This window comes from Streptomyces sp. NPDC059832 (assembly GCF_042731715.1).
Classification (GTDB): domain Bacteria; phylum Actinomycetota; class Actinomycetes; order Streptomycetales; family Streptomycetaceae; genus Streptomyces.
In genome coordinates, this window is the sequence record NZ_JBHWIY010000034.1 from 59,925 (window position 1) to 85,142 (window position 25,218).

Annotated in this window: 27 protein-coding genes; 12 read left to right on the forward strand and 15 right to left on the reverse strand. The window is 71.0% G+C overall.

Going from position 1 to position 25,218, the window contains the following annotated elements:
- Positions 1–302 precede the first annotated feature (302 nt).
- Complete coding sequence (locus ACFV8T_RS37100; protein WP_385336179.1) at positions 303–521, forward strand: hypothetical protein; 219 nt, start codon at positions 303–305, stop codon at positions 519–521.
- A gap of 32 nt (positions 522–553) precedes the next feature.
- Here the strand turns inward: ACFV8T_RS37100 and ACFV8T_RS37105 are convergent, their stop codons facing one another.
- Complete coding sequence (locus tag ACFV8T_RS37105; RefSeq protein WP_266414635.1) at positions 554–1,288, reverse strand: ferritin-like fold-containing protein; 735 nt, start codon at positions 1,286–1,288, stop codon at positions 554–556.
- A 484-nt stretch (positions 1,289–1,772) separates the two neighbouring features.
- Between ACFV8T_RS37105 and ACFV8T_RS37110 the strand changes: the two genes are divergently transcribed.
- Together ACFV8T_RS37110 and ACFV8T_RS37115 are read left to right on the forward strand one after the other, a co-directional pair.
- Entirely contained in the window at positions 1,773–3,623 is a 1,851-nt protein-coding gene (locus ACFV8T_RS37110) for a DEAD/DEAH box helicase (protein ID WP_385336181.1), read from the forward strand.
- Positions 3,624–3,739: 116 nt separating this feature from the next.
- Complete coding sequence (locus ACFV8T_RS37115; RefSeq protein ID WP_385336145.1) at positions 3,740–4,588, forward strand: alpha/beta fold hydrolase; 849 nt, start codon at positions 3,740–3,742, stop codon at positions 4,586–4,588.
- Positions 4,589–4,624: 36 nt separating this feature from the next.
- Here the strand turns inward: ACFV8T_RS37115 and ACFV8T_RS37120 are convergent, their stop codons facing one another.
- On the reverse strand, positions 4,625–5,512 hold the full coding sequence (locus ACFV8T_RS37120) for an NYN domain-containing protein (protein ID WP_266414637.1): 888 nt from the start codon (positions 5,510–5,512) through the stop codon (positions 4,625–4,627).
- A 221-nt stretch (positions 5,513–5,733) separates the two neighbouring features.
- Here ACFV8T_RS37120 and ACFV8T_RS37125 point away from each other — a divergent pair, with 221 nt between their 5' ends.
- Positions 5,734–5,886 carry a hypothetical protein gene (locus ACFV8T_RS37125; protein ID WP_177328023.1) on the forward strand — a complete coding sequence of 51 codons (153 nt, stop codon included), beginning with the start codon at positions 5,734–5,736 and terminating at the stop codon, positions 5,884–5,886.
- A gap of 76 nt (positions 5,887–5,962) precedes the next feature.
- Here ACFV8T_RS37125 and ACFV8T_RS37130 read toward each other — a convergent pair whose 3' ends face one another.
- The 3 genes from ACFV8T_RS37130 to ACFV8T_RS37140 form a co-directional block, all read right to left on the reverse strand.
- Positions 5,963–6,568 carry a MarC family protein gene (locus ACFV8T_RS37130; RefSeq protein ID WP_266414641.1) on the reverse strand — a complete coding sequence of 202 codons (606 nt, stop codon included), beginning with the start codon at positions 6,566–6,568 and terminating at the stop codon, positions 5,963–5,965.
- Between the two features lie 157 nt (positions 6,569–6,725).
- A complete protein-coding gene (locus ACFV8T_RS37135) occupies positions 6,726–7,592 on the reverse strand; it encodes a PHP domain-containing protein (protein WP_385336148.1) in 867 nt (288 codons plus the stop codon).
- 94 nt (positions 7,593–7,686) lie between these two features.
- Entirely contained in the window at positions 7,687–8,325 is a 639-nt protein-coding gene (locus tag ACFV8T_RS37140; protein WP_385336150.1) for a DUF6758 family protein, read from the reverse strand.
- 157 nt (positions 8,326–8,482) lie between these two features.
- Here ACFV8T_RS37140 and ACFV8T_RS37145 point away from each other — a divergent pair, with 157 nt between their 5' ends.
- Entirely contained in the window at positions 8,483–9,715 is a 1,233-nt protein-coding gene (locus ACFV8T_RS37145; RefSeq protein ID WP_266414648.1) for an MFS transporter, read from the forward strand.
- Positions 9,716–9,803: 88 nt separating this feature from the next.
- Here the strand turns inward: ACFV8T_RS37145 and ACFV8T_RS37150 are convergent, their stop codons facing one another.
- Positions 9,804–10,388, reverse strand: coding sequence for a suppressor of fused domain protein (locus ACFV8T_RS37150; RefSeq protein ID WP_385336152.1), 585 nt, complete (start codon positions 10,386–10,388; stop codon positions 9,804–9,806).
- A gap of 408 nt (positions 10,389–10,796) precedes the next feature.
- Here ACFV8T_RS37150 and ACFV8T_RS37155 point away from each other — a divergent pair, with 408 nt between their 5' ends.
- A complete protein-coding gene (locus ACFV8T_RS37155; RefSeq protein ID WP_266414652.1) occupies positions 10,797–11,912 on the forward strand; it encodes a magnesium and cobalt transport protein CorA in 1,116 nt (371 codons plus the stop codon).
- A gap of 33 nt (positions 11,913–11,945) precedes the next feature.
- Positions 11,946–12,467 carry a hypothetical protein gene (locus ACFV8T_RS37160; protein WP_385336154.1) on the forward strand — a complete coding sequence of 174 codons (522 nt, stop codon included), beginning with the start codon at positions 11,946–11,948 and terminating at the stop codon, positions 12,465–12,467.
- 21 nt (positions 12,468–12,488) lie between these two features.
- On the opposite strand, the gene ACFV8T_RS37165 is transcribed toward ACFV8T_RS37160, so the two are convergent.
- Entirely contained in the window at positions 12,489–13,253 is a 765-nt protein-coding gene (locus tag ACFV8T_RS37165; protein ID WP_385336156.1) for a hypothetical protein, read from the reverse strand.
- Between the two features lie 204 nt (positions 13,254–13,457).
- Here ACFV8T_RS37165 and ACFV8T_RS37170 point away from each other — a divergent pair, with 204 nt between their 5' ends.
- The 3 genes from ACFV8T_RS37170 to ACFV8T_RS37180 all read left to right on the forward strand — a co-directional run bounded on the left by ACFV8T_RS37170 (position 13,458) and on the right by ACFV8T_RS37180 (position 16,508).
- Positions 13,458–14,732 carry a magnesium transporter MgtE N-terminal domain-containing protein gene (locus ACFV8T_RS37170; protein WP_385336158.1) on the forward strand — a complete coding sequence of 425 codons (1,275 nt, stop codon included), beginning with the start codon at positions 13,458–13,460 and terminating at the stop codon, positions 14,730–14,732.
- Complete coding sequence (locus ACFV8T_RS37175; protein ID WP_385336160.1) at positions 14,722–15,279, forward strand: DUF1003 domain-containing protein; 558 nt, start codon at positions 14,722–14,724, stop codon at positions 15,277–15,279. Before ACFV8T_RS37170 ends, ACFV8T_RS37175 begins: the two co-directional genes overlap by 11 nt.
- A gap of 95 nt (positions 15,280–15,374) precedes the next feature.
- Positions 15,375–16,508: an Mrp/NBP35 family ATP-binding protein gene (locus tag ACFV8T_RS37180; RefSeq protein ID WP_266414663.1), complete on the forward strand. Its 1,134-nt coding sequence runs from the start codon at positions 15,375–15,377 to the stop codon at positions 16,506–16,508.
- A gap of 109 nt (positions 16,509–16,617) precedes the next feature.
- Here ACFV8T_RS37180 and ACFV8T_RS37185 read toward each other — a convergent pair whose 3' ends face one another.
- From ACFV8T_RS37185 to sigE, 5 genes are all read right to left on the reverse strand, one after another.
- Positions 16,618–17,277 (reverse strand): hypothetical protein, encoded by a 660-nt coding sequence (locus ACFV8T_RS37185; protein WP_385336162.1) that lies wholly within the window; start codon positions 17,275–17,277, stop codon positions 16,618–16,620.
- A gap of 120 nt (positions 17,278–17,397) precedes the next feature.
- A complete protein-coding gene (locus ACFV8T_RS37190; protein ID WP_385336163.1) occupies positions 17,398–17,883 on the reverse strand; it encodes a sec-independent translocase in 486 nt (161 codons plus the stop codon).
- 99 nt (positions 17,884–17,982) lie between these two features.
- Entirely contained in the window at positions 17,983–19,773 is a 1,791-nt protein-coding gene (locus ACFV8T_RS37195) for a S1C family serine protease (RefSeq protein ID WP_385336165.1), read from the reverse strand.
- A 110-nt stretch (positions 19,774–19,883) separates the two neighbouring features.
- Complete coding sequence (locus ACFV8T_RS37200; protein WP_385336167.1) at positions 19,884–20,915, reverse strand: zf-HC2 domain-containing protein; 1,032 nt, start codon at positions 20,913–20,915, stop codon at positions 19,884–19,886.
- A complete protein-coding gene (sigE, locus tag ACFV8T_RS37205; protein ID WP_385336169.1) occupies positions 20,912–21,673 on the reverse strand; it encodes an RNA polymerase sigma factor SigE in 762 nt (253 codons plus the stop codon). The genes ACFV8T_RS37200 and sigE overlap by 4 nt, the downstream gene beginning before the upstream one ends.
- Positions 21,674–21,856: 183 nt before the next feature.
- Here sigE and ACFV8T_RS37210 point away from each other — a divergent pair, with 183 nt between their 5' ends.
- Complete coding sequence (locus tag ACFV8T_RS37210; protein WP_385336183.1) at positions 21,857–22,522, forward strand: O-methyltransferase; 666 nt, start codon at positions 21,857–21,859, stop codon at positions 22,520–22,522.
- A gap of 163 nt (positions 22,523–22,685) precedes the next feature.
- Here the strand turns inward: ACFV8T_RS37210 and ACFV8T_RS37215 are convergent, their stop codons facing one another.
- The gene (locus ACFV8T_RS37215) at positions 22,686–22,853 is read right to left on the reverse strand and encodes a DUF3117 domain-containing protein (protein ID WP_003966491.1); all 168 of its coding nucleotides are present in this window, start codon (positions 22,851–22,853) and stop codon (positions 22,686–22,688) included.
- Between the two features lie 313 nt (positions 22,854–23,166).
- Between ACFV8T_RS37215 and ACFV8T_RS37220 the strand changes: the two genes are divergently transcribed.
- On the forward strand, positions 23,167–23,979 hold the full coding sequence (locus tag ACFV8T_RS37220) for an enoyl-CoA hydratase/isomerase family protein (RefSeq protein ID WP_385336171.1): 813 nt from the start codon (positions 23,167–23,169) through the stop codon (positions 23,977–23,979).
- A 28-nt stretch (positions 23,980–24,007) separates the two neighbouring features.
- Here the strand turns inward: ACFV8T_RS37220 and ACFV8T_RS37225 are convergent, their stop codons facing one another.
- On the reverse strand, positions 24,008–24,595 hold the full coding sequence (locus ACFV8T_RS37225) for a DNA-3-methyladenine glycosylase I (protein ID WP_266414677.1): 588 nt from the start codon (positions 24,593–24,595) through the stop codon (positions 24,008–24,010).
- Entirely contained in the window at positions 24,592–25,047 is a 456-nt protein-coding gene (locus tag ACFV8T_RS37230; protein ID WP_385336173.1) for a DivIVA domain-containing protein, read from the reverse strand. Before ACFV8T_RS37230 ends, ACFV8T_RS37225 begins: the two co-directional genes overlap by 4 nt.
- Positions 25,048–25,218: the final 171 nt, after the last annotated feature.

Here is a 25,218-nt window from a genome sequence, read left to right on the forward strand (position 1 = left end):
CCGCGGCGAGGGCAGCACCACCAGTCGGATGCTGTGTGTTTTCTGGTATGCTGTAAAAACCACGCCCTGGACATCGCTCGGCCCCTCGGTTTGTGGCCCCCCCCCCCCCCCCGCTGCCCGTTCCGGTACGCGGTGAATCCTGTGCGAACCCCGTGCCGAGGAGGGTTGCGTTCCGCAACCTGCGGGTAGTACCGCTTACGACCGATTTAGGGCAGGCCCTAACCGCCCCGCAACTCGCGAGGTGATCATCTGTGATCCTGGAACCACTCGGCTCCGTCGTGCTCGGACTCGCCCTCGCCTGGATGGCGCTCCGCTCCCTGCCGGACCGGCTCCCGCCCCGCCGTGCCGTCTTCACCACCGGCGCCCTGGGAGCCCTGTTCGGCGCGTACCTCATGCACTCGGTGCTGGGTCCGGGCCATGCCGTGGCCACGCTGATCGGCGCGGCGCTGATCGGGGCCGTGACGCTCTCGCTGCTGGTCCGCCCGCGCAGCCGCCGCCTGAGCCGATCAGCGGCGGCCTGAGGCCGGCCCGGCGGCCGGCCCCGGTGAGCCTGCTACGCGGCCAGTCCCAGCGCCGCCATCCGCTTGGTGTGCGCCTCGGTGATCCGCGAGAACATCCGCCCGACCTCCGCCAGGTCGAAGCCGTCCGCCACACCGCCGACGAGCATCGTCGACAGCGCGTCGCGGTCGGCCACCACCCGCTGCGCCTGGGAGAGCGCCTCGCCCATCAGCCGGCGCGCCCACAGCGCGAGCCGGCCGCCGACGCGCGGGTCGGCCTCGATCGCGGCGCGCACCTTCTCGACGGCGAAGTTCCCGTGCCCGGTGTCGTCGAGCACGGCGAGGACGAGGGAGCGGGTGTCCGAGTCGAGCCGGACCGCGACCTCCCGGTAGAAGTCACTGGCGATCGAGTCGCCGACGTACGCCTTGACCAGGCCCTCCAGCCAGTCCGACGGCGCGGTCTGGCGGTGGAAGTCGTCGAGCGCCTTGGCGAACGGCTCCATCGCGCCGGTCGGCTCGACCTCGATCGCGGTCAGCCGGTCGGTGAGCCGCTCGAAGTGATGGAATTCGGCGGAGGCCATCTTTGCCAGCTCCGCCTTGTCGGCCAGCGTCGGCGCGAGTTTGGCGTCCTCGGCGAGCCGCTCGAAGGCTGCCAGCTCCCCGTAGGCGAGTGCTCCCAGCAGGTCCACGACCGCTGCCCGGTACTGCGGCTCCACCGACGCGGTGGCCCAGTCCTGGGCGGCGATTCCGGTGGGTTCAGGGGTTTCAGTGGCGTTGTCAGGCGTCTCCATGAAGCGCAGAATAGCCCGCCCGGCGGGGGACGGAAGGGCCTGGTCAGCCAGTGACATCACACCGTTCCGATGAATTCGCCCAACACACATGCGCGAATCCGGGGTACAGTGGTATTGCGCCTACTGAGTATTTTGGATGTATCAGCGGCGTGAAAATGGTGAAAACGAATGAGGATGCCCGGTCGGTGGCCCGATCGGCTCCGACCCGACAGCCCTCCACGCGGGGCGTACGACACGTACGACCGCAGATGAGGGGCCCCCTCAGCGGCACGAGCGCTCGAGCGACGGCAGTGGTCCCGCGCCACCCGGCCCATCCACGGCCGGATGACCAACCCCGGCACGGTACGACCCCCAGCGTTCGCCTCGGACCGCGTCTCACAGAAGAGGCAGCACCCTGACTACGTTTCGTGACCTCGGGATTCTTCCCGAGACGGCCGAGGCCCTTGAGGCCGTCGGCATCGTGTCCCCGTTCCCCATCCAGGAGATGACGCTCCCCGTCGCGCTCTCCGGTTCCGACGTCATCGGCCAGGCCAAGACCGGCACCGGCAAGACTCTCGGTTTCGGTCTGCCGCTGCTGGAGCGCGTCACCGTCCCCGCGGACGTCGAGGCCGGCCGGGCCGCGCCCGAGGAGCTGACCGAGGCGCCGCAGGCGCTCGTCGTCGTCCCCACCCGTGAGCTCTGCCAGCAGGTGACCAACGACCTGCTGACCGCCGGCAAGGTGCGCAACGTCCGCGTTCTCGCGATCTACGGCGGCCGTGCGTACGAGCCGCAGGTCGAGGCCCTGAAGAAGGGCGTCGACGTGATCGTCGGCACCCCGGGCCGACTGCTCGACCTGGCCGGACAGCGCAAGCTCGACCTCTCGCACGTCCGCGCCCTGGTGCTCGACGAGGCCGACGAGATGCTCGACCTGGGCTTCCTGCCCGATGTCGAGAAGATCATCACGATGCTTCCGCCGAAGCGGCAGACCATGCTGTTCTCGGCGACCATGCCGGGCGCCGTCATCGGCCTCGCGCGCCGCTACATGTCGCAGCCGACGCACATCCGCGCCACCTCGCCCGACGGTGAGGGCGCGACCGTCGCGAACATCTCGCAGCATGTCTTCCGGGCCCACTCGATGGACAAGCCGGAGATGGTCTCCCGCATCCTGCAGGCCAACGGCCGCGGACTCGCGATGATCTTCTGCCGTACGAAGCGCACGGCGGCCGACATCGCCGAGCAGCTGGAGAAGCGCGGCTTCGCGTCCGGCGCGGTCCACGGCGACCTCGGCCAGGGCGCCCGCGAGCAGGCGCTGCGCGCGTTCCGCAACGGCAAGGTGGACGTGCTCGTCTGCACCGACGTCGCGGCCCGCGGTATCGATGTCGAGGGCGTGACCCACGTCATCAACTATCAGTCGCCGGAGGACGAGAAGACGTACCTCCACCGCATCGGCCGGACCGGCCGCGCGGGCGCCAAGGGCATCGCGATCACGCTGGTCGACTGGGACGACATCCCGCGCTGGCAGCTGATCAACAAGGCGCTCGACCTGAAGTTCAACGACCCGGTCGAGACCTACTCCACCTCGCCGCACCTCTTCGAGGAGCTCGACATCCCGGCCGGCACCAAGGGTGTCCTGCCGCGTGCCGAGCGGACCCGTGCGGGTCTGCGGGCCGAGGAGATCGAGGACCTCGGCGAGACGGGCGGCCGCGGCCGCAAGTCCGCCGCGGCTTCGGCGCCCGCCGTCCGCGAGGAACGTGCGCCGCGTACGCCGCGCCAGCGCCGTCGCACCCGGGGCGGCTCCGCCGTCCAGGAAGCGCCCGCCACCACCGCCGCGGTGCCGGCCCCGGCCCCCGAGGCCACCGACGCCCCGTCGGAGCCTCGTACGCCGCGTCGCCGTCGCCGTGCCCGGGTCGGCGCCCCGGAGGCCGCCGCCGAGGCCGTGCTGAGCACGGTGGAGGCCGTGGTCGAGGTCGAGGTGGAGCCGAAGGCCGCCAAGGCCCCGGCCGAGGACGCTCCGGCGACCGAGACCAAGCCGCGCCGCCGCCGTGCCCGCGTGGTCAAGCCGGTCGTGGACGAGGTCGACTTCCAGATCGCGCCCATCGCCGAGCCGGTGGCCGAGACGAAGACGGTGACCAAGCCGCGCCGCCGCCCCCGCGTCGTCAAGCCGGCCGAGGACGAGGTCGACTTCCAGATCGCGCCGATCTCCGAGCCCACCCCGGAGACCAAGCCGCGCCGCCGCACCCGTGCGGCCGCCAAGCCGAAGACGGAGGCCGTGGCCGAGGCACCGGCCGCCGAGGGCGAGGCGAAGCCGCGCAGGCGTCGGGCGCCGCGTGCGACCGCCGCGAAGGCCGAGGGCTGAGCGGCCACCGCTCAGAAGCTTGATCCGCCGGACGGGCCCGAGGACATCCTCGGGCCCGTCCGGCGTTCCGGCCCTCTCTTCTGCCCGTCCGGCGTTCCACGGCATAACCTCGTGCCATGAGCCGGCCGCACACCTTCACCCCGCCCCCCTGCGCCCACGCCCACCAGCTGCGCACGTCGCGCGGCGACTTCGCCGTGCTGGACGCCTCGCCCCCCGGCGCGGCGCGCGGCACCGCCCTCCTGCTGCCCGGATACATGGGCAGCAAGGAGGACTTCATGGCTCTCCTCGAACCGCTCTCGGCCGCCGGGTACCGGATCGTCGCCGTGGACGGCCGCGGACAGTACGAGACCGATGGGACGGACCGTCAGGAGTCGTACGCGCAGGGCGAGTTGGCCCTGGATGTGCTCGCCCAGGCCGCCGCCCTCGGCGCCGGCGGCGAAGGCACCGTGCATCTTCTGGGGCACTCGCTCGGCGGGCAGATCGCCCGCGCCGCCGTACTGCTCGACGCCTCGCCGTTCCGTTCGCTGACGCTCATGTCGTCAGGACCCGCCGAGGTCGTCGAGGCCCAGCGGCTCAAGGTGAAGGTGCTCGGCGACGCGCTCGCGACGCTGAGCATGGCCGAGGTGTGGGAGGCGATGCGCGCCCTCGACCCGCCGGAGGACACCGCGACGGACGGCGAGGCCCTGCGGCAGCGCTGGCTGCGCCACCGGCCCGCCCAGCTGATCGCCACCGGCCGCCAGCTGGTGACCGAGCCGGACCGGGTGGCCGAACTCGCCGCCCTGCCACTGCCGGTCCATGTGCTCTCCGGCGAGCGCGACGACACCTGGCCGGTGCCGCTGCTCGACGAGATGGCGCAGCGGCTCGGCGCGCACCGCACCCGGATCACGGGCGCCGAGCACTCCCCCAACACGGACCGCCCGGAGCAGACGGCGGCCGCGCTCGCCGCGTTCTGGGACAGCCTGTAGGCGGCGGGCGCCGAGCGGGCCCGGTGCCGCGGGGGCTCAGTACTGCGACTGAAGGTGCTGCCAGAAGCCGTCGCGCAGTGCCCGCCGCAGATGCGCGTGGCCGCGCAGCGAGTGCTGGAGCAGCCGTTCGGCCTCGACCAGCAGGTCCTGGTCGACGGAGCCCGGCAGGTACGGGTGTCCGGGCAGCAGATCGGCGAGGGACTCGCGCCCCCGGGCGGCCAGCCAGGCGGCGGCGATCTGCGCGCCGACGAAGCGGACGTCCTCGCGCGCGGGCGCGGGGGTGTCGTCCTCGTAGGTGGTGACGGGGCGTCTGGTGACGTACGGACGGCAGAAGTCCAGGTCGAAGGTGCGCTGGCTGTCGACCTCCCAGAGCAGGGGCTCGGCCTGGTTGCGCCCCTCCCCCGCCTCGATGCCCCACAGGTGCACCCGGGCCCCGTACCCCTGCGCCGCCTCCACCGCGGAGACCAGGTCCTCGTCGCCGCCGACCAGTGCCGCGTCGCTGATGGCACGGTGCCGGGCGAGCGATTCGAGGTCGGTGCGGATCAGTGAATCGACGCCCTTCTGCTGGTTGTTGGCGTTGAGGTTGCCGAGTCTGACCTTGACGTCGGGGAGTTCGGCGATGGACTGCTGTTCGACGGTGTGGATACGCCGCCGCGCTCCGTCGTACCAGTACACGCGCAGCAGCCTGCTGTCCGCGAAGATCGTCCGGGCCTTGTCGATGAAGGCCTCGATCAGTCCTTCCGCGTCGAGGTCGAAGGAACGGCGGTCCTCGGTGCCGGTGACCAGCAGTCCGGCCGCCGCGTACACATAGCCCGCGTCCACGAAGATCGCGTGGGTCGAGGGGGTCTTCGACACCTCGGCGAGCACGCGCTGGAGCAGCTCGTTGGTGCGGTCCAGGCGCTCGCGGATCTCTGCCTCGTTCATTCGGGCCTCGTCGTGGACCTCGTCGCCCGCGGATGCTCGGTGACCTGCTGATACTTAGACATCCAAAAAATTTCCTTAGCGTAGGGAATGTTTGCCTGAGGCAAGCCGTTATACCCCTCGTGGAGCGCAGGACAGCGGTGTCCGGTGCTCTCATCCTTGCGGACGGGTCATCCGTCCTCCCAGTAGTTCTCCAGCAGGAGGATCAGACGAAGGGAAGCCTTATGCGCTTCGAGATCATGCGACTCGACGATGTCGACGGTACCGCCGTGGACAGCACCGTCGTGGACGCCGCCTCCGTCAACCGGATCGTGCAGCAGGCCGCAGCCATAGGCCAGCGCATCTATATCCGCCCGGCCGAAACCTCGGCTTCGTAACGCACGACGACGCACAAAGACGAAGCGCCCCCGCACGGAAGGTCCGTGCGGGGGCGCTGTGGTGCCGGCGGGCGCCTCAGGAGTTCTGGATGACCTGGGTGACGCCGTTGATGATCTGCTGCACGGCGATGGCGGACAGCATCATTCCGGCGAGCCTGGTCACCAGCACGACGCCGCCGTCCTTGATGACCCGGATGATCAGCAGCGAGTAGCGCATGGTCAGCCAGAGCACGATGTGCATGGCGACGATCGCCGACCAGACCGAGATCTGGCTGCCCACACTGTCGGCGTGCTGCACCGCCAGAATCACCGAGACGATCGCACCGGGCCCGGCGAGCAGCGGCATGCCCAGCGGCACGAGCGCCACGTTGACGTCCTTGGTCTGCGTCGGCTCGTCGGTCTTGCCGGTCAGCAGATCGAGCGCGATCAGCAGCAGGAGCAGCCCGCCCGCGATCATCAGGGCGGGTACGGAGACATGCAGGTAGTCGAGGATCTGCTGCCCGAGCAGACCGAAGACGGCGATCACGCCGAAGGCGACGGCGACCGCCTGGAGCGCCATCCTGCGCTGCATCTTGGCGGGGCGGCCCGCGGTGAGGGCGAGGAAGATCGGGGTGATCCCGGGAGGATCCATAATCACAAAAAGCGTGAGAAAAAGGGATCCGAAGACAGCGACGTCGAACACAGTGAGCCTTGCGAGAAGAGAGAAACGGCCTGAAGGAGCGCACCCCGAAGCCATGACGGCGGCCCGACGGCCGGGTGCGCGAGAGTGGGAACAGCTGAGGTGGGACGGACGGCGGTACGTGTACGGGGTCCGTGCTCCGGCCCCGGCGCGTGCGTCGTTACGCGGGGCGGGGCCCGCCGGCTCCCGGCACCGGGAAGGCTCCCGTGGCGCGCCGGGTGATCTCGCCGTAGATCTCGGGGTCGGTGGTGTACTCGCCGAGCCCGACGGTCTTGCGGCTGCCGTGGTAGTCGCTGGACCCGGTCGTCAGCAGCCCCAGGTCGCGGGCGAGCCCGCGCAGCCTGGCCCTGGTCGGCTCGTCGTGGTCCATGTGGTCGACCTCGATGCCGTCGAGGCCGGCGGCGGCGAGCCGCGCCATCGAGGACTCGGGCACCACCTTGCCGCGCTTGACGGCGGCCGGGTGGGCGAAGACGGTGACGCCACCGGCGGCCTTGACCAGCCGGATCGCCTCGAAGGGGTCGAGTTCGTGCTTCTCGGCGTAGGCGCGTCCGCCGTCCGCGAGCCATTCGGGCGTGAAGGCGTCGGAGACGGTCTCGACGACGCCGAGCTCGACGAGCGCGGTGGCGATGTGCGGCCTGCCGACCGATCCGTCCCCGGCGATCCTCGCGACCTGCTCCCACTCGACGGGCACACCGAGCTCCTGGAGCTTGCCCACCATCGTCCGGGCGCGCGGCACCCGGTCGTCCCGTACGAGTTCGCGTTCGCGGGCCAGCTCGGGCTCGTCGGGATCGAAGAGGTACGCCAGCATGTGCAGGCCCACGCCGTCGATCCGGCAGGAGAGCTCGGCGCCGGTGACGAGGGTGAGCCCCTCGGGAAGGGCGGCGATCGCCCCGGCGTGGCCGCGCACGGTGTCGTGGTCGGTGAGCGCGACGACGTCCAGGCCCGCGGCGGCGGCGTTGCGCACCAGCTCCGCGGGGGTGTCCGTGCCGTCCGACGCGGTGGAGTGGGTGTGCAGGTCGATGCGCACGACGCGTACTCCAGTGCTCGGGGCCGGACCAAGGGGACGTCTCAGGATAACTGGCATTCGAACGGCGTCCGGCCGGGCACGGAGGCCCCGGGGCTCAGCCGAGCAGTCGTGGTGTGAGCGCCCCGCACGGTACGAGGTCCATCTCTCCCCCGGCCTCGCGCAGATCGGCGAGCACCAGCTCGTCGTACATCAGGAGCCCGGACTGCTCGGGCCAGACGATCGCCCAGAGCCAGAGTCCGCGCGCCTCGCCCGCGAAGACCGCCCGGTCCGCGGGGGCTCCCTTGACGTGCCACAGCGGGGTGGGGCGTCCGGCGGCGAGCATCTTGACGTCCGGCGGGCCCTCGACGTCAAGGTGGGGGCCGGGGTCGGGGCCGTCGATCCCCGCGTAGCGCGCGCCGAGTCCGACACCGAGCTCCTCGGTGACGAGCAGCAGTTCGCCGATACCGCCGACGGGGCCGGGGCCGGAGCAGGCGACGGCGCTGGCCCGGCCACCGCTGCGGTCGTCACCCGCGCTCGCCACTCCGGTGAACAGCCAGCCGACCGGCAACGGCCAGGGCATCCACACCGGGACCTGGGAGCGGCGCACCACCACCCCCAGCGCTTCGACGCCGGGCGGAACCACCGGCTGCAGCGGTTGCACGCTGCCGTGCACGGCGCACTGCCAGGTGTCGGCGAACAGACCGGGCGCCCTGACCCGGCCTCCGCACTTCGGGCAACTGGGTTCGCCCCTCATAGCGACCAACGGTCCTCCAGGACCGTCGCCGCGTCAAGGAAGATCACCCGTCCGCAGCGGGGCCACCACCTGCGGAATTAGATGTAACTTGCACTCATTAGGTTCTCTAACTTATTCTGTGTATACCGCAACGATCTAGTGGAGAGCGAGAAGACCCATGCAGGGAGAGGATCCGTTCGATCAGGGCGCCGGCAGCATCCTGCGCCAGCCGAAGGCCGTCTGGGCCACGGCGGGCGCCTCCGTTGTCGCGTTCATGGGAATCGGCCTGGTGGACCCGATTCTGCCGTCCATCGCCAAGGGCCTGGAGGCGACGCCGAGCCAGGTGTCCCTGCTCTTCACCTCGTACTTCCTGATCACCGCTGTGGCGATGCTCGTCACCGGCTTCGTGTCCAGCCGGATCGGCGGCCGCAAGACACTCCTGGCCGGCCTCGCGCTCGTCGTCGTCTTCGCCGCGCTCTCCGGCACCTCGTCGTCCGTCGGCGAACTCGTCGGTTTCCGGGCCGGCTGGGGGCTGGGCAACGCGCTCTTCGTGTCGACCGCGCTGGCCGTGATCGTCGGTGCGGCGGCCGGCGGCAGCTCCGCGGCGATCCTGCTCTACGAGTCGGCACTCGGCCTCGGCATGGCCTGCGGGCCGCTGGTCGGCGCCCTGCTCGGTGACGCCAGCTGGCGCTACCCGTTCTTCGGCACGGCCGCGCTGATGGCCATCGGCTTCATCTGCATCACGGCGTTCCTGAAGGAACAGCCCAGGCCCGCCCGGAAGACCTCGCTGCTCGACCCGATCAAGGCGCTCGGCCACGGCGGTCTGGCCTCGGTCGCGACCTCGGCGTTCTTCTACAACTACTCGTTCTTCACGATCCTGGCGTTCACCCCGTTCGTGCTGAACATGACGCCGTACAAGTCGGGCGCGGTGTTCTTCGCCTGGGGCCTGCTGCTCGCGGTCTTCTCGGTGCTCGTCGCCCCGCGGCTGCAGGAGCGCTTCGGCTCGCTGAAGGTGCTCGGCGCCTCGCTGGTGCTGCTCGCCGTCGACCTGCTGGTCCTGGGATACGGCGACCACACCACCGCCATCGTCTGCACGATCGTCTCCGGCGCCTTCATCGGCATGAACAACACCGTCTACACGGAGCTGGCGCTCGGTGTCTCGGACGCGCCGCGCCCGGTGGCGAGCGCGGGTTACAACTTCGTCCGCTGGTTCGCCGCGGCCGCCGCCCCGTACCTCGCCCCGAAGATCGAGGAGTGGAGCAACATCCACATCCCGTTCGTGGTCGCCGCGGTCACGGCCGTGGCCGGTGCGATCGTCGTCTGGATCCGGCGTTCGGCGCTGACCCACGAGGCGGAGGAGCTGGAGCCGAAGCACGCCACCGAGGACAGCGTCACGGTCTTCGCCGACTGACCTCTTGGCCCGCCCCGCACCGCCCCGCCCGCGGCTCCCCCTCCTGGCCGCGCGGCGGGGCTTCCGTATGCCCCGGGCGAGGTACGTCTCAGTCGAGCGCCACGGAGCCGCGCAGCGGATCCCGCAGGTCCGTACCGAACGAGAGCCACCGCTCCTGGAGCTCCTGCGCGCCCCTGACCCGCTTCCACGCGGCCTCGTTGTGCGTCATCGGCAGCAGCGGCAGGAACCGCACCGGCTCCATCGGCGCGTCCATCTCCAGGTCCTCCACCAGACCGCCCGGCTCGGCGACCAGCACGGAGCTGAACGGCGCCCCGGGCCACAGCGGTTCACCGACCTCCAGCGAGGCACCGGGCGCCACGATCACCCCCTCGACCTGCGGGGAGGCCGCGAGCACGGCGAGCGGGCGCAGCACCTTGTCGGTGTCGGCGAGTCCGGCGCGCACGGAGAGGACCAGTTCGGCGCGCGGGCCCTTCACCGGGTCCACGAGGGCCGCGGTCGGGTCGGCCATCGGCTGCGCCGACATACCGAGTGTGGCGTAGCGCACCACATCGCCGTCGACGAAGCGCAGCACCTCGATCCGGTCCGTGCCGAGAAACGTCACTGCGGCCCGCGCGTCCGGTTCACCGAGGGCCGTCAGCAGCCGGGCCTCGACCAGAGCAAGAATTTCTCCCATCCCGCGAGCATAGGACGCGTATGGAACGGGCAAAGTAAGGGATTGGCCGTCAGTCGGCTGATAGTCTTGGCCGCTGGTCGGGGCAGCACGCAGAAGCGTCGCTCTCAGCCCCGACGACACGTCATCCCTCAAGGGGGACCGGCTGGAGGAGGTGGGGCTGCAATGGATCGAAGTCGACCGTGCAGTACCAACCGCTCTTCCGCACTCCACCTTTCTTGGTGATCTGAAGCCTTCTCGGTCAAGGCCCATGGCATTGCGCACGACGGAAGAGCACTCCTTTTTTGCCTGTCTGTAGCGAACGCCGTCATCGTGCCGCCGCGGTGCCGCCCGCTTTGCGGACGTGAGCACACGTCCCCATTCCGGGCTGTTCCACGTGCCCGACGACGGCCCTCCGTGAAGGAGCCAGCCATGTCGATGATCCGCGACCTGCGCGCCGCCGTGCGCCCGTCCCTGCGCAAGAGCAACGCCCTGCACAGCAGTTACGACGCCACCCGTGACCCCTCCGCCTCCAGCGCGGTCGTCGACTGCGCGGTCTACCGCGACGGACGGCGCCTGGAGAGCGGCACCTGCCGCACGCCGCACGAGGCGATGCTCCAGGTGCGGGAGGAGGGCGGCTTCGCCTGGATCGGCCTGCACGAGCCGACCGAGGAGGAATTCGCCGGTATCGCCCGGGAGTTCGGGCTGCACCCGCTCGCCGTCGAGGACGCCGTCCACGCCCACCAGCGCCCGAAGCTGGAGCGGTACGACGACACGCTGTTCACCGTCTTCAAGACCATCCACTACGTCGAGCACACCGAGCTCACCGCCACCAGCGAGGTGGTCGAGACCGGCGAGGTGATGTGCTTCACCGGCCGGGACTTCGTCATCACCGTGCGGCACGGCGGCCACGGCTCGCTGCGCGCGCTGCGGCACCGGTTGCAGGACGACCCCGAACTGCTCGCCAAGGGACCGTCCGCGGTCCTGCACTCCATCGCCGACCATGTCGTCGACGGCTACATCGCGGTGGCCGGTGCCGTCCAGGACGACATCGACGAGGTGGAGATCGAGGTCTTCTCCACCCCGGCCAAGGGCAGCCCGCGCGGTTCGGACGCTGGCCGGATCTACCAGCTGAAGCGTGAGGTCCTGGAGTTCAAGCGGGCGGTGTCGCCGCTGCTGCGGCCGATGCAGCTGCTGAGCGAGCGGCCCATGCGGCTGATCGACCCGGACATCCAGAAGTACTTCCGTGACGTCGCCGACCACCTGGCGCGGGTGCACGAGGAAGTCATCGGCTTCGACGAACTGCTGAACTCGATCCTCCAGGCCAGCCTGGCGCAGGCGACCGTCGCGCAGAACGAGGACATGCGCAAGATCACGTCCTGGGCGGCCATCATCGCCGTACCGACGATGATCTGCGGCGTCTACGGCATGAACTTCAAGCACATGCCCGAGCTCCGCTGGACGTACGGCTACCCGATGGTGCTGGGGGTCATCGGGGTGGTCTGCTTCTCCATCCACCGCACGCTCAAGCGCAACGGCTGGCTCTGACACCGTCCCCGCCCGGTCCCATAGAGTTCGGTCATGACTGCTGCTGCCGCTGATGTGCCACTGGGCCGGGCCCTCGTCGAGGAGGCCACCAAGAAGTCCGGCCTCATCTGGGTGCGGGGCACCGGTCCCGCGCGGGCGCTGTGGCACGTATGGCACGAGGGCGCGGCGCATCTGGTCGGGGACGGCCCCGGCGAGCAGCCGCTCCCGGCCGGGCTCACCGACGGGTCCGCCGCCGAGGTGACCGTGCGCAGCAAGGACAAGGGCGGCCGGCTGGTCGCCTGGACGGCCGCCGTGACAGAACTCGCGCCGCACTCCGAACAGTGGGAGGCCGCGGTCGCCGAGCTCAAGGGCAAGCGGCTGAACGCACCGGACGCCGAGCTGATGACGGAACGCTGGGCGCGCGAGTGCCGGGTGCTGCGGCTGACGCCCGGCGAGTTCCGTACGGAGCTGCCGGACGGCTCCCTGGCCGCGGCGCCCCTGCCGACGTCCGCGACCACGCGACGGCCGGTGCCCGCGGGGCTGCCGCGCCTGCTGAAGCAGGGGCGCAAGGGCTGACGGGGGCGGTGCGGCCCGCCGTCAGGACGCCGTTCTGGGCAGCTGCTTCCCGTAGTCGACCGTGTCCACCTGCGCCGGGGCCTCCAAGGGGAAGTCCTTGCCCCAGTCCGACAGGGTGACGATCCCCCCGCCGCCGCCGCGCGCGAAACGCAGCGGATACGCCTTGCCCTCCAGCGAGACGTCGAGCAGGCCACCCTCGCCCTTGCCGCCCATGATCTGGACGGTCCGGGTCGCGCCGACCTTCTGCCGGTCCCCCTTGTTGAGGGTGCCGTGCAGCGTGAGCATCCCGTCGAGCAGGGTCTTCTTGTCCGTGAAGCCGCGCAGCTGCTTGTACGTGGGGTCGTCCTGGGGCACCTTCACGTACTTGTTCTGGAGCTTGTCCGCGGCCGCGCCGCCCGCCTCGCTGTCGGCGCCGGACTTCTCCTCGTGGCTCCAGAACCCGGAGTCCGCCTTCAGATAGAGCTCGTCGCCGATCCGCAGCAGCTCGAAGGTGCTGTCCTTCGAGACCACGGAGCCGGTGCCGCCCTTCTCCTTGAGCTGCATGTTGAGCTTGTACGTGCCGCCCTTGCTGACCAGGGTCCCGGCGAGGCGCACCGCGTCGGCGGCGTCCGCCGCGCCCTGTGCCTTCTTCTCGATCTCCGTGGCGTCCAGCTTGCCGACGCCGTTGGTCCCCTGGTCCGGATCCTCGCCGCCGCACCCCGTGAGAGCTGCTGCCAGCCCCGCACAGAGCAGGGCGGCGAGAGCGGTCCGGCGTCGGGCCCGGACGGGCGGAACGGAAGAGGTCACGGGCGCACTGCCTCTCATCTGCATCGCGGGGGGTGGCAGACGGCAGCGTACCTGTGCCGTACACGCCGTCCGGCAGGGAGCCGTACGGACGGCTCCCCCGGGGCAGCCCGGAGCGGTACGGGCTAGCCTGATCCCGTCATAACGGTTGATTGACTGCCAAACGGACCAGTCGGAGAAGTCGTACACGGAAGAAGGAGGCGCACGATGGCGGCAGTCGCCCCCCGGGTGTTCGTCTCCCACATCGCCGGCGTACCGGTCTTCGACCCCAACGGCGACCAGGTGGGCCGTGTCCGCGATCTGGTCGCGATGCTCCGGGTCGGCGGCAGGCCGCCCCGGCTGCTCGGGCTCGTCGTCGAAGTGCTCAGCCGCCGCCGGATCTTCCTCCCGATGACCCGGGTCACCGGGATCGAGTCCGGTCAGGTCATCACCACCGGCGTGCTCAACATGCGGCGCTTCGAACAGCGGCCCACCGAACGCCTGGTGCTCGGCGAATTCCTCGACCGGCGGGTCCGCCTCGTGGAGACCGGCGAGGAGGTCACCGTCCTCGACGTCTCCATCCAGCAGCTCCCGGCCCGCCGCGACTGGGAGATCGACAAGTACTTCGTACGCAAGGGCAAGGGCGGGGCGCTGCGCCGCAAGGGCGAGACCCTGACGGTCGAGTGGTCGGCGGTCAGCGGGTTCTCGCTGGAGGAGGTCGGGCAGGGCGCCGAGACCCTGGTCGCCACGTTCGAGCGGCTGCGCCCGACGGACGTGGCCAACGCGCTGCACCATCTGTCGCCGAAACGGCGGGCCGAGGTCGCCGCCGCGCTCGACGACGACCGGCTCGCCGATGTCCTGGAGGAGCTGCCCGAGGACGACCAGGTGGAGATCATCGGCAAGCTCCAGGAGGAACGCGCCGCCGATGTCCTGGAGGCGATGGACCCGGACGACGCGGCCGACCTGCTGTCCGAGCTGCCCGAGGAGGACAAGGAGCGGCTGCTGATGCTGATGCGGCCGGACGACGCGGCCGATGTGCGGCGCCTCATGTCGTACGAGGAGCGGACCGCGGGCGGGCTGATGACCACCGAGCCGATCATCCTCCGGCCGGACGCGACGGTCGCCGACGCGCTCGCCCGGGTCCGGCAGGCGGACCTGTCCCCGGCGCTCGCCGCCCAGGTCTACGTGTGCCGGTCGCCCGATGAGACCCCGACCGGCAAGTACCTGGGCACCGTGCACTTCCAGCGGCTGCTGCGGGATCCGCCGTACGCCCTGGTCAGCTCGATCGTCGACAGCGATCTCGTCCCCCTCGCCCCGGACACCCCGCTGCCGGCCGTGACGAGCTATCTGGCCGCGTACAACCTGGTCTCGGCGCCCGTGGTGGACGAGAGCGGGTCGCTGCTCGGCGCGGTGACGGTCGACGACGTGCTCGACCATCTGCTGCCCGACGACTGGCGGGAGACGGACTTCCACAGCGAGGAGGGGGGCGCCGATGGCCGCTGAGGAACGCCAGAAGACGACGCCGGCGGGGGCCTCGGGCATCGCGCGTCCGCCCCGTTCCCGGTTGGACCAGCCCAAGCGCCCGCGCCGGCGGTTGCTGCCCGACTACGACCCCGAGGCGTTCGGCCGGTTCTCCGAGCGGATCGCGCGCTTCCTGGGCACCGGGCGGTTCATCGTCTGGATGACGCTGGTCATCATCGTCTGGGTTTTGTGGAACGTCTTCGCGCCCGTGCACTGGCGGTTCGACCAGTACCCGTTCATCTTCCTGACGCTGATGCTGTCGCTCCAGGCCTCGTACGCGGCCCCGCTGATCCTGCTCGCGCAGAACCGGCAGGACGACCGCGACCGGGTCACCCACGAGCAGGACCGCAAGCAGAACGAGCGCTCCATCGCGGACACCGAGTACCTCACGCGGGAGATCGCGTCGCTGCGGATGGGGCTCGGCGAGGTCGCCACCCGCGACTGGATCCGCTCCGAACTGGAGGACCTCGCGAAGGATCTCGACGACCGGCGCTCCCTGCTCCCGGCCGAGAGCGACGAAGACCGCTGACGGATGCTACTCACGCGTAGCGGCAGGCGCCGGACGCCCTCCCGTCGCCCACCACCACCATCGAGGAGCGCTGCGCGCACCCGTACTATCGAGGTATGGCTACGGAAGACGCGGTGCTTGAGGCACTGGCGACAGTGAACGACCCGGAGATCCACCGCCCGATCACCGAACTGGGCATGGTGAAATCGGTCGAGATCGATGCTGACGGTGCGGTCGCTGTCACGGTCTACCTCACGGTCTCGGGCTGCCCGATGCGCGAGACGATCACCAAGAACGTGACGGACGCGGTCGCCCGTGTCGAGGGCGTCTCGCGGGTCGACGTCACGCTCGACGTGATGAGCGACGAACAGCGCAAGGAGCTCGCGTCCTCGCTGCGCGGCGGCACGGCGGAGCGCGAGGTGCCGTTCGCCAAGCCCGGCTCGCTGACCCGCGTCTACGCGGTCGCGTCCGGCAAGGGCGGCGTCGGCAAGTCGTCCGTGACGGTGAACCTGGCGGCCGCGATGGCGGCCGACGGCCTCAAGGTCGGTGTCGTGGACGCGGACATCTACGGGCACAGCGTGCCGCGGATGCTCGGCGCGGACGGCAAGCCGACCCAGGTCGAGAACATGATCATGCCGCCGTCGGCGCACGGCGTGAAGGTCATCTCCATCGGCATGTTCACCCCGGGCAACGCCCCGGTGGTGTGGCGCGGACCGATGCTCCACCGCGCACTCCAGCAGTTCCTCGCCGATGTGTACTGGGGCGACCTCGACGTCCTCCTGCTCGACCTGCCGCCGGGCACCGGCGACATCGCGATCTCGGTGGCGCAGCTCGTGCCGAACGCCGAGATCCTGGTCGTCACGACCCCGCAGCAGGCGGCGGCCGAGGTGGCCGAGCGGGCCGGCTCGATCGCCGTGCAGACCCACCAGAAGATCGTCGGCGTCGTCGAGAACATGTCGGGCATGCCGTGCCCGCACTGCGACGAGATGGTCGACGTGTTCGGCTCGGGCGGCGGCGCCCGGGTCGCCGAGGGCCTGACGAAGACGGTCGGTGCGGAGGTGCCGGTGCTCGGCTCCATCCCGATCGACGTACGGCTGCGCGAGGGCGGCGACGAGGGCAAGCCGGTCGTCCTGTCCGACCCCGACTCCCCGGCCGGCAAGGCGCTGCGCACCATCGCGGACAAGCTGGGCGGCCGTCAGCGCGGCCTGTCGGGCATGTCGCTGGGCATCACCCCGCGCAACAAGTTCTGAAACGGCGGGCGGTGACCGGTCCCGGCCGGTCACCGCACCGTCCTGCGCGAACGCACGTCTCCTTGCTACGCGTACGTGTGCCCGCGTCCTACCCGTACGTGTGCCCGTCCTACGCGTACGTCGCGATGTCGCCGATCACGGAGAACCCCAGCCCGTACGCGCTCATCCCCCGCCCGTACGCGCCGATGTGCACCCCGCCGTGCGCCGATCCCGCCAGTACCCAGCCGAATTCGGACTCGCGGTAGTGGAACGGCACGGGGACACCGTCCACCGGCAGTGACAGCACCGACCACGCGGGGCCGTCCAGGTCGTCGGCGAGTTCGAAGGCCGTCTCCGTCTGCTGGTCGAGCCAGTCGTCGCGCAGCGCGTGGTCCATCTGCGGGGGCCACGTGCAGGCGAGCAGACCGGACCCGGCCAGCCAGGCCGCGGAGGACACCGTGGTGGCGTCCAGTACCCCCGTGCCGTCGCCGCTGCGCCGCACCGGGCTGCTGGCCATCGACACGACGACGGCGAACCGTTGCTTCTCGGCGCCCGCGTCGGCCCGGACCGACGGTTCGTCACCGTGACCGATGGAACCGTGCTGCACCGTGCCGTCCGCCGCGGTGCCCACCTGCATCAGCCGGCGCGGCCCGGTGAAGGCCTCGTCCAGTCCGTACCAGGGAAACGTGGCTGCCAGGTAGCCGTCGACAATACGCCGGGTCGCCGGCACCCCCTCTGCGGTGACTGTGCCCGGCGCATCTTCCGCGCCCACCCGACTTGTCGTCTCCATCTGCCCGGCCGCCTCCTCGATCCGTTGGGTCCGGAGCGGCCCGCCCCCCAACGGGCGTACTCACAACCGGACAGATGGAGAATAGCCATACCGTCCGGACCAGCCGGGATTGGCGGGGGGTCAGGTGGCGTCGGCGTCGAACGGCGGCCGGTCGTCCTTGCCGGGCTGGTCACGCTTCTTGAGCAGGTCCGGAGCACCGGCGGAGCCGTTGGCGGCGGTGATCGCCGAGCCGCTCGACACGCTGCTCCGGGAGTCCGCGGACTCCACTTCCTTGCTCTCCCGGCCGTTCACCGCGTCGGTGACCTCGGCAAGATCCTTGCGCAGGTCGAAGCTTTCGCGGATCTCCTTCAGCCCCAGGTCGTCATTGCCGTCCATGAGCTGCTTGCGCACGAACGTCTTGGGGTTGAGGTCCTCGAACTCGAAGTCCTTGAACTCCGGGCCGAGCTCCGTACGGATGTCCTCCTTGGCGCTCTCCGAGAACTCACGGATCTTGCGGATGAAGCGCGAGGCGTCCTGGATGACCTTGGGCAGCTTGTCCGGGCCGAAGATCAGCACGCCCAGAATCGCGAGCGTCGCCAGCTCGAGTACGCCTATGTCATTGAACACCCTGTTGCTCCTCGTGTTCTCCGAGACCGTGTCGGTCGAGGTCCGGACCCGGCCCACGGTACCCGTCGAAACTGTCCGCGCGGTAGCGTCCCGGGGCTGTCACGTGCCGCTTGCCGAACCGAGCGTCAAAGAGATGGACAGGTCTTTACCACCGCGGGTCAGCGCGAGGTCCAGACGGTCACCAGGACGGTGCGCGCGGATCTTCACGATCAGCTCCTCGCCGCTGTGCACCCGCCGGCCGTCGACCTCGGTGATGACGTCCCCGGGCCTGACACCGGCCTTGGCCCCGGGCCCGCCCGGCGTCACCGCGGGCTTGCCGCCCGCACCCTTGGACCCGACCCTGGCGCCGTCCCCGGCGTACTTCATGTCGAGCGTGACACCGATCACCGGGTGGGTGGCCTTCCCGGTGTTGATCAGCTCCTCGGCGACCCGCTTGCCCTGGTTGATCGGGATGGCGAAGCCCAGGCCGATGGAACCCGCCTGTCCGCCCTCCTCGGCCGAACCGCTGTCGGCGGCGCGGATGGCGCTGTTGATGCCTATGACATGGGCGTCGGTGTCGACGAGCGGACCGCCGGAATTGCCCGGGTTGATCGGCGCGTCGGTCTGCAGCGCGTCGACGTAGCTGATGTCGCTGCCGTCACCCTTCTCGCCGCCCGCGGTGATCGGCCGGTCCTTGGCGCTGATGATGCCGGAGGTCACGGTGTTGGACAGGTCGAAGGGGGCGCCGATGGCCACCACGGGGTCACCGACCCGCACATTGTCGGAGTTGCCCAGCGGCAGCGGCTTGAGGCCGGAGACCCCGGTGACCTTGACCACGGCCAGGTCGTAGCCGCTGTCCTTGCCGACGACCTCGCCGCGCGCGGTCTCCCCGCCGCTGAACGTCACGGTGATCTCGCCGCCCTGGCCGGCCGGGGCGACGACATGGTTGTTGGTGAGGATGTGGCCGGAGCCGTCGAGGACGAAGCCGGTGCCGGTGCCGGACTCGGTGGAGCCGCTGACGTGGAGGGTGACCACGCTGGGCAGGGCACTGGCGGCGATGCCGGCGACGCTGTCGGGGGCCCGGCCACCGCTGCTGCGGCCGGCCTGCGGGAGCTCGACCTGGGTGAGGCCGCCGTTGCGCTCGATGTAGGCCCCGATGCCGCCGCCGATTCCGCCCGCCACCAGGGCGAGCAGTACCGCACCGACGAGGAGGGAGCCGCGCCGGCTCTTCTTCCGTCCGGTGTCGGCCCCGAGCGGCGGGCCCGGGTTGGTGAGCGGCTGCCTGGGCGCACCCCAGGGGTCGTACTGGAGCCACTGCGTCGCCGCCTGCGGCTGCGGCTGCGGTTGGGGCTGTGGCTGTGGCTGCTGAAGCTGGGGTTGCTGCTGGGGCTGCTGAGGCGTGTGGGGCGGGGGCGTGAAGCCGGTCGCGGGCGGCGCGGAGACGGGCGCGGACGGGGCGGGAGCAAGCGGGGCGGGAGCGGGCGACGTGGGGATGCCCCCGCCGTTCGTCCCCGCGTACTGCGGGGGTACGGGGGTGCCGTGCGCCGGGGTCGGGACCGGCCGCTGCACGGGTGGGGCGGGTGCCCAGGGGCCGGGGCCGCCGTAGGGCGGGGTGCTGTACTCATCGGGCTCGTGCAGGGGTGTCACGGGCCGTGCGGCAGCGGCCACCGGCTCGGGTGCCGGGGACCGGGGCGGCGCGTCGGCCGGGTGCGGTTCCGGCGCCGTGGTCGTGCGGCTCGCGCGGTCATCGGCGACCGCCGCTTCCGTCGCTGTCGCCGTGGGCACCGGGTCGGCCACGGGCGCCGGGTCCTCGATGGACGACGGCTCGTCCGGCGCTGTGCGGGTGGTGCGTCCCGGTGTGGGCCGGCTCCACCACTTCGCCTTCGGCCCGGTGGACTTCCCGTCTTCCATGCTCTCCCCGCAACTGCCGCAACTGGCCTCTGCACGCCCCGACAGGGGCGTCCCTCCCGGAACTGCTCCCGGAATTCAACCAGGTTTGCGAATACTTGCGCAGACCCCGGTCAGCGCCGGGAGGAAAGCGGCAGACCACGATCGGCGGGGGTGGGAAAGGCCGAGGCCGACGGCTGTGCCCAGGGCGGTGGTGACGACTGCGTCCCGGACGGTGGCGCGGAGGGCGTCGGTGACGGTGCGGCGAGCCGCCCGAACACCTCGGCGAAGAGCGGGGTGGTGCCGGTCGGACGTATCAGCGGTGGCGCGGACACATCGGTCAGGGCGTGCATGGCGAAGGGGTTCCCCGTCAGGCTCGCGGAGGAGAGCACCGCGGGAGTGGCGGAGGGGGCCGCCGGTGCGACGCTCGGCACGGCCGACGGGGCGGCGGCGATCGAGCGGTCGCCCGACCCCCTGGCCGCGAGCGTGCCGTGGCTGCCGCTGCCGCGGCGGCTGACCGAGCCGCCGCTCTCGCCGCGCGAGGAAGCGTCGAGCGGGGTCACCGCGTTTCCGGCGCCCGTGGCACGGGCCGCGGAGCTGAAACCCGCGCCTGGCTGCAGGGCGCCGCCGAGGGCGATGGCCGCCAGCGAGACGGCACCCGCCGCCGCGAAGGCGAATCTCCGGCCGCGCCAGGGCGACCGCTCCGCCTCGCGGCCCACCTCGTGGATCCGGAAGCCGGAACGGGAGGAGCCACCCGGCAGTACGGCGGTCGAGCCGTGCGGGGCCGGGAGGAAGCCGAAGCCGCCGAGCGGCCGGTTCCCCGGCGAATCCGGGCGGCTGCCGGACGGCTGGATCACGGGGAAGAGCCCGTCCGCGAAGCGCCCGGAGCCGCCGAATGGTCTGTCCTGGCTGTCGTCGTCACCCCCCGGCCCCCCGGGAAGGCCCTGCAGCCGGGCGAGGAACCCCTCGGACGGCGACGGCGGGGCGGACTGGGCGAAGACACTCTTCAGGCGTCGCTGCGCCGCTGCCTCGGCCTTGCACTTGGCGCAGGTCGCGAGGTGGGCGAGCACCCGCTCGCGGGCGTCATGTTTCAGCTCGCCGTCGACAAGCGCGGCGAGGCGGTCCCCCAGGTGTTGTTCCGCGGGGGTCGGACCTGTGCCGCTCACGCCGATCCGCCCTCCCCCGCCAGGACCGCGCCCGCCAGCGAGCGCTGCTCGGCACGGGCCTCGGGCGAACGGTGCTGCAAGGCCTTGCGCAGATGCGAGCGACCGCGGTGGATACGGCTGCGCACGGTGCCGAGCTTCACGCCCAGCGTCGCGGCGATCTCCTCGTACGAAAGGCCCTCGATGTCACAGAGCACGACGGCGGCACGGAATTCGGGCGCGAGGGTGTCCAGCGCCTGCTGCACATCCGCGTCGAAGTGGGTGTCGTTGAAGACCTGCTGCGGGGACGGCTCACGGCTCGGCAGCCGCTCGGCGGCGTCATCGCCCAGGGAGTCGAAGCGGATCCGCTGCTTACGACGGACCATGTCCAGGAACAGGTTGGTCGTGATGCGGTGCAGCCAGCCCTCGAACGTGCCCGGCGTGTAGGTCGACAGCGACCGGAACACGCGGACGAAGACCTCTTGCGTGAGGTCCTCGGCGTCGTGCTGGTTGCCCGTCAGCCGGTAGGCGAGGCGGTAGACCCGGCCGCTGTGCGTGCTGACGATCTCTTCCCATGAGGGTGGCGTCCACGCCTGGGAGTCCGCATCTGAGGCGAAGGTCGCGGTCGTCGCGGAGTCGTTGGAAGAACGGTCAGCAATGTTGGTCACGGATTTCGGCTCACCCGCCGACCTGAGAAAGCGCCGCAGCACTCCTCCCCGATCCACAGGCGCAGCCGCACCTCCCCTATCGGCTCTGGTGGTGTCCAGTGGAGCCCCTACCATAGCCACCTCGCCCGTTAGCTCCGGATAAGCCTTTTTCCTGCTGGGGCCGGGGATCGCCCCCGGGAACCGCCGGCCGGTGGATCCCGGACCCGATCCGCGGGCCGATTCCACAGGCTCTCCCCTGTGCCTTCATAACGCCCGGTCCCATCTGCGGGTTCCCGGGTGCAGCGGATACAGTCACCGTTGCGCCAACTACGGGGACAGGAGAGGGTCATTACCGCCAACCGGCAGACGAGCTGGGCGTTCGCCGACGCCTTTGCCGCCGAGGACGAAGCACTGCACTGGGCCCGGGACCGGGCCCGGGACGCGGGGCTCCGCTCGGTGTCGCCAGGTACCGGCGCCGCGCTGCGCTTGCTCGCTGCCACGACGGACGCCAAAGCGGTGGCCGAAATCGGCACCGGGACCGGCGTGTCCGGGCTCTATCTGCTGCACGGAATGCGGCCCGACGGCGTGCTGACCACGGTCGACCCGGAGCCCGAGCGCCAGCAGTTCGCCCGTGAGGCCTTCCGGGCCGCGGGGTACGCCGCCAATCGGGCCCGCTTCATTCCCGGCCGCGCCCTGGACGTGCTGCCGCGGCTCGCGGACGGCGGATACGACCTCGTGTTCTGCGACGGCGACCGGCTGGAGAGCCTGGACTGTCTCGCTGAATCGTTGCGCCTGCTGCGCCCCGGCGGCCTGGTCTGCTTCGAGGGCGTCTTCGCGGACGGCCGAACGGTCGACTCCGCGGCGCAGCCCGCGGAGGTGCTGCGGCTGCGGGAGCTGCTGCGTGCGGTGCGGGAGAGCCAGGAACTGATGGCGACGCTGTTGCCGGTGGGCGACGGGCTGCTGTGCGCGGTGCGCAGGGGCTGACGCCCACGGCCACGGGGCCGGGGACTCGCCCGCGCCCCGGGCGAGCCGGACGGGCCGGCCGGTCGGGAACGGCCGGTCAGGTCGGTCAGGAACGGTCGTGAACGCATCACTGCCCCGGCACGGACACCGTGCCGGGGCAGTGATGAAGTGTGGGCGCCTCTGCTCAGCCGACGACCTTCTTGAGGGCATCGCCGAGTGCATCGGCCTCGTCCGGAGTCAGCTCCACGACAAGCCGACCGCCGCCTTCGAGCGGAACGCGCATGACGATGCCCCGCCCCTCCTTTGTCACCTCGAGCGGGCCGTCGCCCGTCCGCGGCTTCATGGCCGCCATGCTCGTTCCCCTTCCTGAAACCAGCTCATCGCAACCGGCGGCCCCATGACAGGCGCTGTGTCACCGGCATCGAACACATTGCTTCCAGGCCATTATCCCGCATCACAGACCCCGATGACCAACATCGGTCGGCATCGCTTGCGCAACGCGCTCTCTCAAAACCACCCAATTCGGCGATCGGCCTGCGATACTCCGCCACCCGCACCCCCGCATCGGGGCTCAATTGTTAGACGCAGGTCACATGTCGGCTCCCGCCCGAGTCGGCCATGCTTGCCTGGACAGGCATAGCCCGAGGTGCGAAGGGGACGACGAAATGGCCGACCACATGGCGGACAGCGTGCGCTACGAAGTGAGCGATGGACTCGCGACGATCACGATCAACCGTCCCGACGCGATGAACGCCATGAACACCGCGGCCAAGGTGGCGCTCCGTGACGCGCTGAAGTCCGCGGCGGCCGACACCGCCGTACGGGCCGTTCTGCTCACCGCGACCGGGCGGGCGTTCTGCGTCGGCCAGGATCTGAAGGAGCATGTGGCCACGCTCGAAAGCACCCGCGAGGCGGGCAGCGGCAATGCGCTGAGCACGGTGCAGGAGCACTACAACCCGATCGTGCGGGCCATCACCGAGATGCCCAAGCCGGTCGTCGCCGGGGTCAACGGGGTCGCCGCCGGTGCCGGTTTCGGCTTCGCGCTCGCCTGCGACTACCGGGTCGTCGCCGACACCGCCTCGTTCAACACCTCCTTCGCCGGTGTGGCCCTCACCGCCGACTCGGGCGTCTCCTGGACGCTGCCGCGCCTGATCGGGCAGAGCCGCGCCGCCGACCTGCTGCTCTTCCCGCGCTCGATCTCCGCGCAGGACGCCCATGAGCTGGGCATCGTGAACAAGCTGGTGCCCGCCGCCGACCTGGCCGCCGAGGCCGCCGCCGTGGCCCGCGCCCTGGCGTCCGGCCCCACGGTGGCGTACGCGGCGCTGAAGGAGTCCCTGGCCTACGGCGCCGGTCACACGCTGAGCGAGGCGCTGGAGAAGGAGGACGAGCTCCAGACCAGGGCGGGCGCGTCCGAGGACCACACGATCGCGGTGCAGGCGTTCCTGAACAAGGAGAAGCCGAAGTACCTCGGCCGGTAGCCGCCGGACGGCCTACGCCGGCACGGCCCTACGCCCGGCCGCCGCGCGCCACGCAGTCGGCCAGGTGGTCGTCGACCAGGCCGCAGGCCTGCATCAGGGCGTAGGCCGTCGTGGGTCCGACGAAACGCACGCCGCGCTTCTTGAGGTCCTTGGCCAGCGCCGTGGACTCCGGTGTGACCGCCGGGACGTCGCCGAGGGTGCGGGGGGCGGGGCGGCCCGCCGGGTCGGGGGCGTAGGACCAGATCAGTTCGTCCAGCTCGCCGGCGCCCCAGCCGGCCAGCACCTTGGCGTTGGCGAGGGTCGCCTCGATCTTCGCGCGGTTGCGGATGATGCCGGCGTCGGCGAGGAGGCGCTCCTTGTCGGCGTCGGTGAACTCGGCCACCGCGGGGATCTTGAACCCGGCGAAGGCGGAGCGGAAGCCCTCCCGGCGGCGCAGGATCGTCAGCCAGGAGAGGCCCGACTGGAAGGCCTCCAGGCAGAGCCGCTCGAAGAGGGCGTCGTCGCCGTGGACGGGCCGGCCCCATTCGGTGTCGTGATACGTGAGGTAGTCCTCGGTGGAGAGCCCCCAGGGACAGCGCAGTCCGCCGTCCGGGGCCGCTTCCGCGCCGCCGCTCATCGCCGGGGCTCCTCTCCGGGGTGCTCGGTCGGCCGCGGGTCCTGCCGGGGCGCCTCCCACGGCGCCTGCGGATGGTCCTCGGAACGCTCCCGGCCCTGCTGCGGCTGTTCCCGCGGACGTTCGATGAGACCGTGGCCGCCGACCGCGGTCGCCTGCGCGCCGGCCAGCGCCGATTCCAGCTCCGCGATCCGCGCGTCCCGCTCGGCGAGCTCGGCGCTGAGCCGGTCGAGCGCCTCGTCGACATCCATCATGCGGTAGCCGCGCACGGCCACCGGCAGCCGCAGCGCGTCGATATCCGCGCGGCCGACCGGCCGGGTCGAGGGCAGCGGGTCGGTCAGCTGCTCGGGCGCCACGTCCTGCAGGACGGCGCTCTTCCCCCCGCCGACCACCGCGAGGGTGACCGCGGCCACGACCACGACCATCGTCACCAGCAAGAACCAGAACACGCGCATCTCCCCGGGAGCGGAAACCTGTCCGGGTCCGATCGTGCCATGCGGCACCGACAGCCGGTGCCCTCCGGGCCAGGCACTAGTAGGGCTTGGTCATGTTGGTGCGGGGTCTGGCATGTCGCGGTGACAGGTGGGGCAGGCGCCGGTCCAGGTCGCGATGAGTATCTGCAGCTC

Bases quoted from the DNA above. Each gene is read 5' to 3' on its own strand.
- ACFV8T_RS37100 (WP_385336179.1), top strand. From the start codon at position 303: ATGGCGCTCCGCTCCCTGCCGGACCGGCTCCCGCCCCGCCGTGCCGTC.
- ACFV8T_RS37105 (WP_266414635.1), bottom strand. From the start codon at position 1,288: ATGGAGACGCCTGACAACGCCACTGAAACCCCTGAACCCACCGGAATC.
- ACFV8T_RS37110 (WP_385336181.1), top strand. From the start codon at position 1,773: ATGACGCTCCCCGTCGCGCTCTCCGGTTCCGACGTCATCGGCCAGGCC.
- ACFV8T_RS37115 (WP_385336145.1), top strand. From the start codon at position 3,740: ATGAGCCGGCCGCACACCTTCACCCCGCCCCCCTGCGCCCACGCCCAC.
- ACFV8T_RS37120 (WP_266414637.1), bottom strand. From the start codon at position 5,512: ATGAACGAGGCAGAGATCCGCGAGCGCCTGGACCGCACCAACGAGCTG.
- ACFV8T_RS37125 (WP_177328023.1), top strand. From the start codon at position 5,734: ATGCGCTTCGAGATCATGCGACTCGACGATGTCGACGGTACCGCCGTG.
- ACFV8T_RS37140 (WP_385336150.1), bottom strand. From the start codon at position 8,325: ATGAGGGGCGAACCCAGTTGCCCGAAGTGCGGAGGCCGGGTCAGGGCG.
- ACFV8T_RS37145 (WP_266414648.1), top strand. From the start codon at position 8,483: ATGCAGGGAGAGGATCCGTTCGATCAGGGCGCCGGCAGCATCCTGCGC.
- ACFV8T_RS37150 (WP_385336152.1), bottom strand. From the start codon at position 10,388: ATGGGAGAAATTCTTGCTCTGGTCGAGGCCCGGCTGCTGACGGCCCTC.
- ACFV8T_RS37155 (WP_266414652.1), top strand. From the start codon at position 10,797: ATGTCGATGATCCGCGACCTGCGCGCCGCCGTGCGCCCGTCCCTGCGC.
- ACFV8T_RS37160 (WP_385336154.1), top strand. From the start codon at position 11,946: ATGACTGCTGCTGCCGCTGATGTGCCACTGGGCCGGGCCCTCGTCGAG.
- ACFV8T_RS37170 (WP_385336158.1), top strand. From the start codon at position 13,458: ATGGCGGCAGTCGCCCCCCGGGTGTTCGTCTCCCACATCGCCGGCGTA.
- ACFV8T_RS37175 (WP_385336160.1), top strand. From the start codon at position 14,722: ATGGCCGCTGAGGAACGCCAGAAGACGACGCCGGCGGGGGCCTCGGGC.
- ACFV8T_RS37180 (WP_266414663.1), top strand. From the start codon at position 15,375: ATGGCTACGGAAGACGCGGTGCTTGAGGCACTGGCGACAGTGAACGAC.
- ACFV8T_RS37185 (WP_385336162.1), bottom strand. From the start codon at position 17,277: ATGGAGACGACAAGTCGGGTGGGCGCGGAAGATGCGCCGGGCACAGTC.
- ACFV8T_RS37195 (WP_385336165.1), bottom strand. From the start codon at position 19,773: ATGGAAGACGGGAAGTCCACCGGGCCGAAGGCGAAGTGGTGGAGCCGG.
- sigE (WP_385336169.1), bottom strand. From the start codon at position 21,673: ATGGTAGGGGCTCCACTGGACACCACCAGAGCCGATAGGGGAGGTGCG.
- ACFV8T_RS37215 (WP_003966491.1), bottom strand. From the start codon at position 22,853: ATGGCGGCCATGAAGCCGCGGACGGGCGACGGCCCGCTCGAGGTGACA.
- ACFV8T_RS37220 (WP_385336171.1), top strand. From the start codon at position 23,167: ATGGCCGACCACATGGCGGACAGCGTGCGCTACGAAGTGAGCGATGGA.
- ACFV8T_RS37225 (WP_266414677.1), bottom strand. From the start codon at position 24,595: ATGAGCGGCGGCGCGGAAGCGGCCCCGGACGGCGGACTGCGCTGTCCC.
- ACFV8T_RS37230 (WP_385336173.1), bottom strand. From the start codon at position 25,047: ATGCGCGTGTTCTGGTTCTTGCTGGTGACGATGGTCGTGGTCGTGGCC.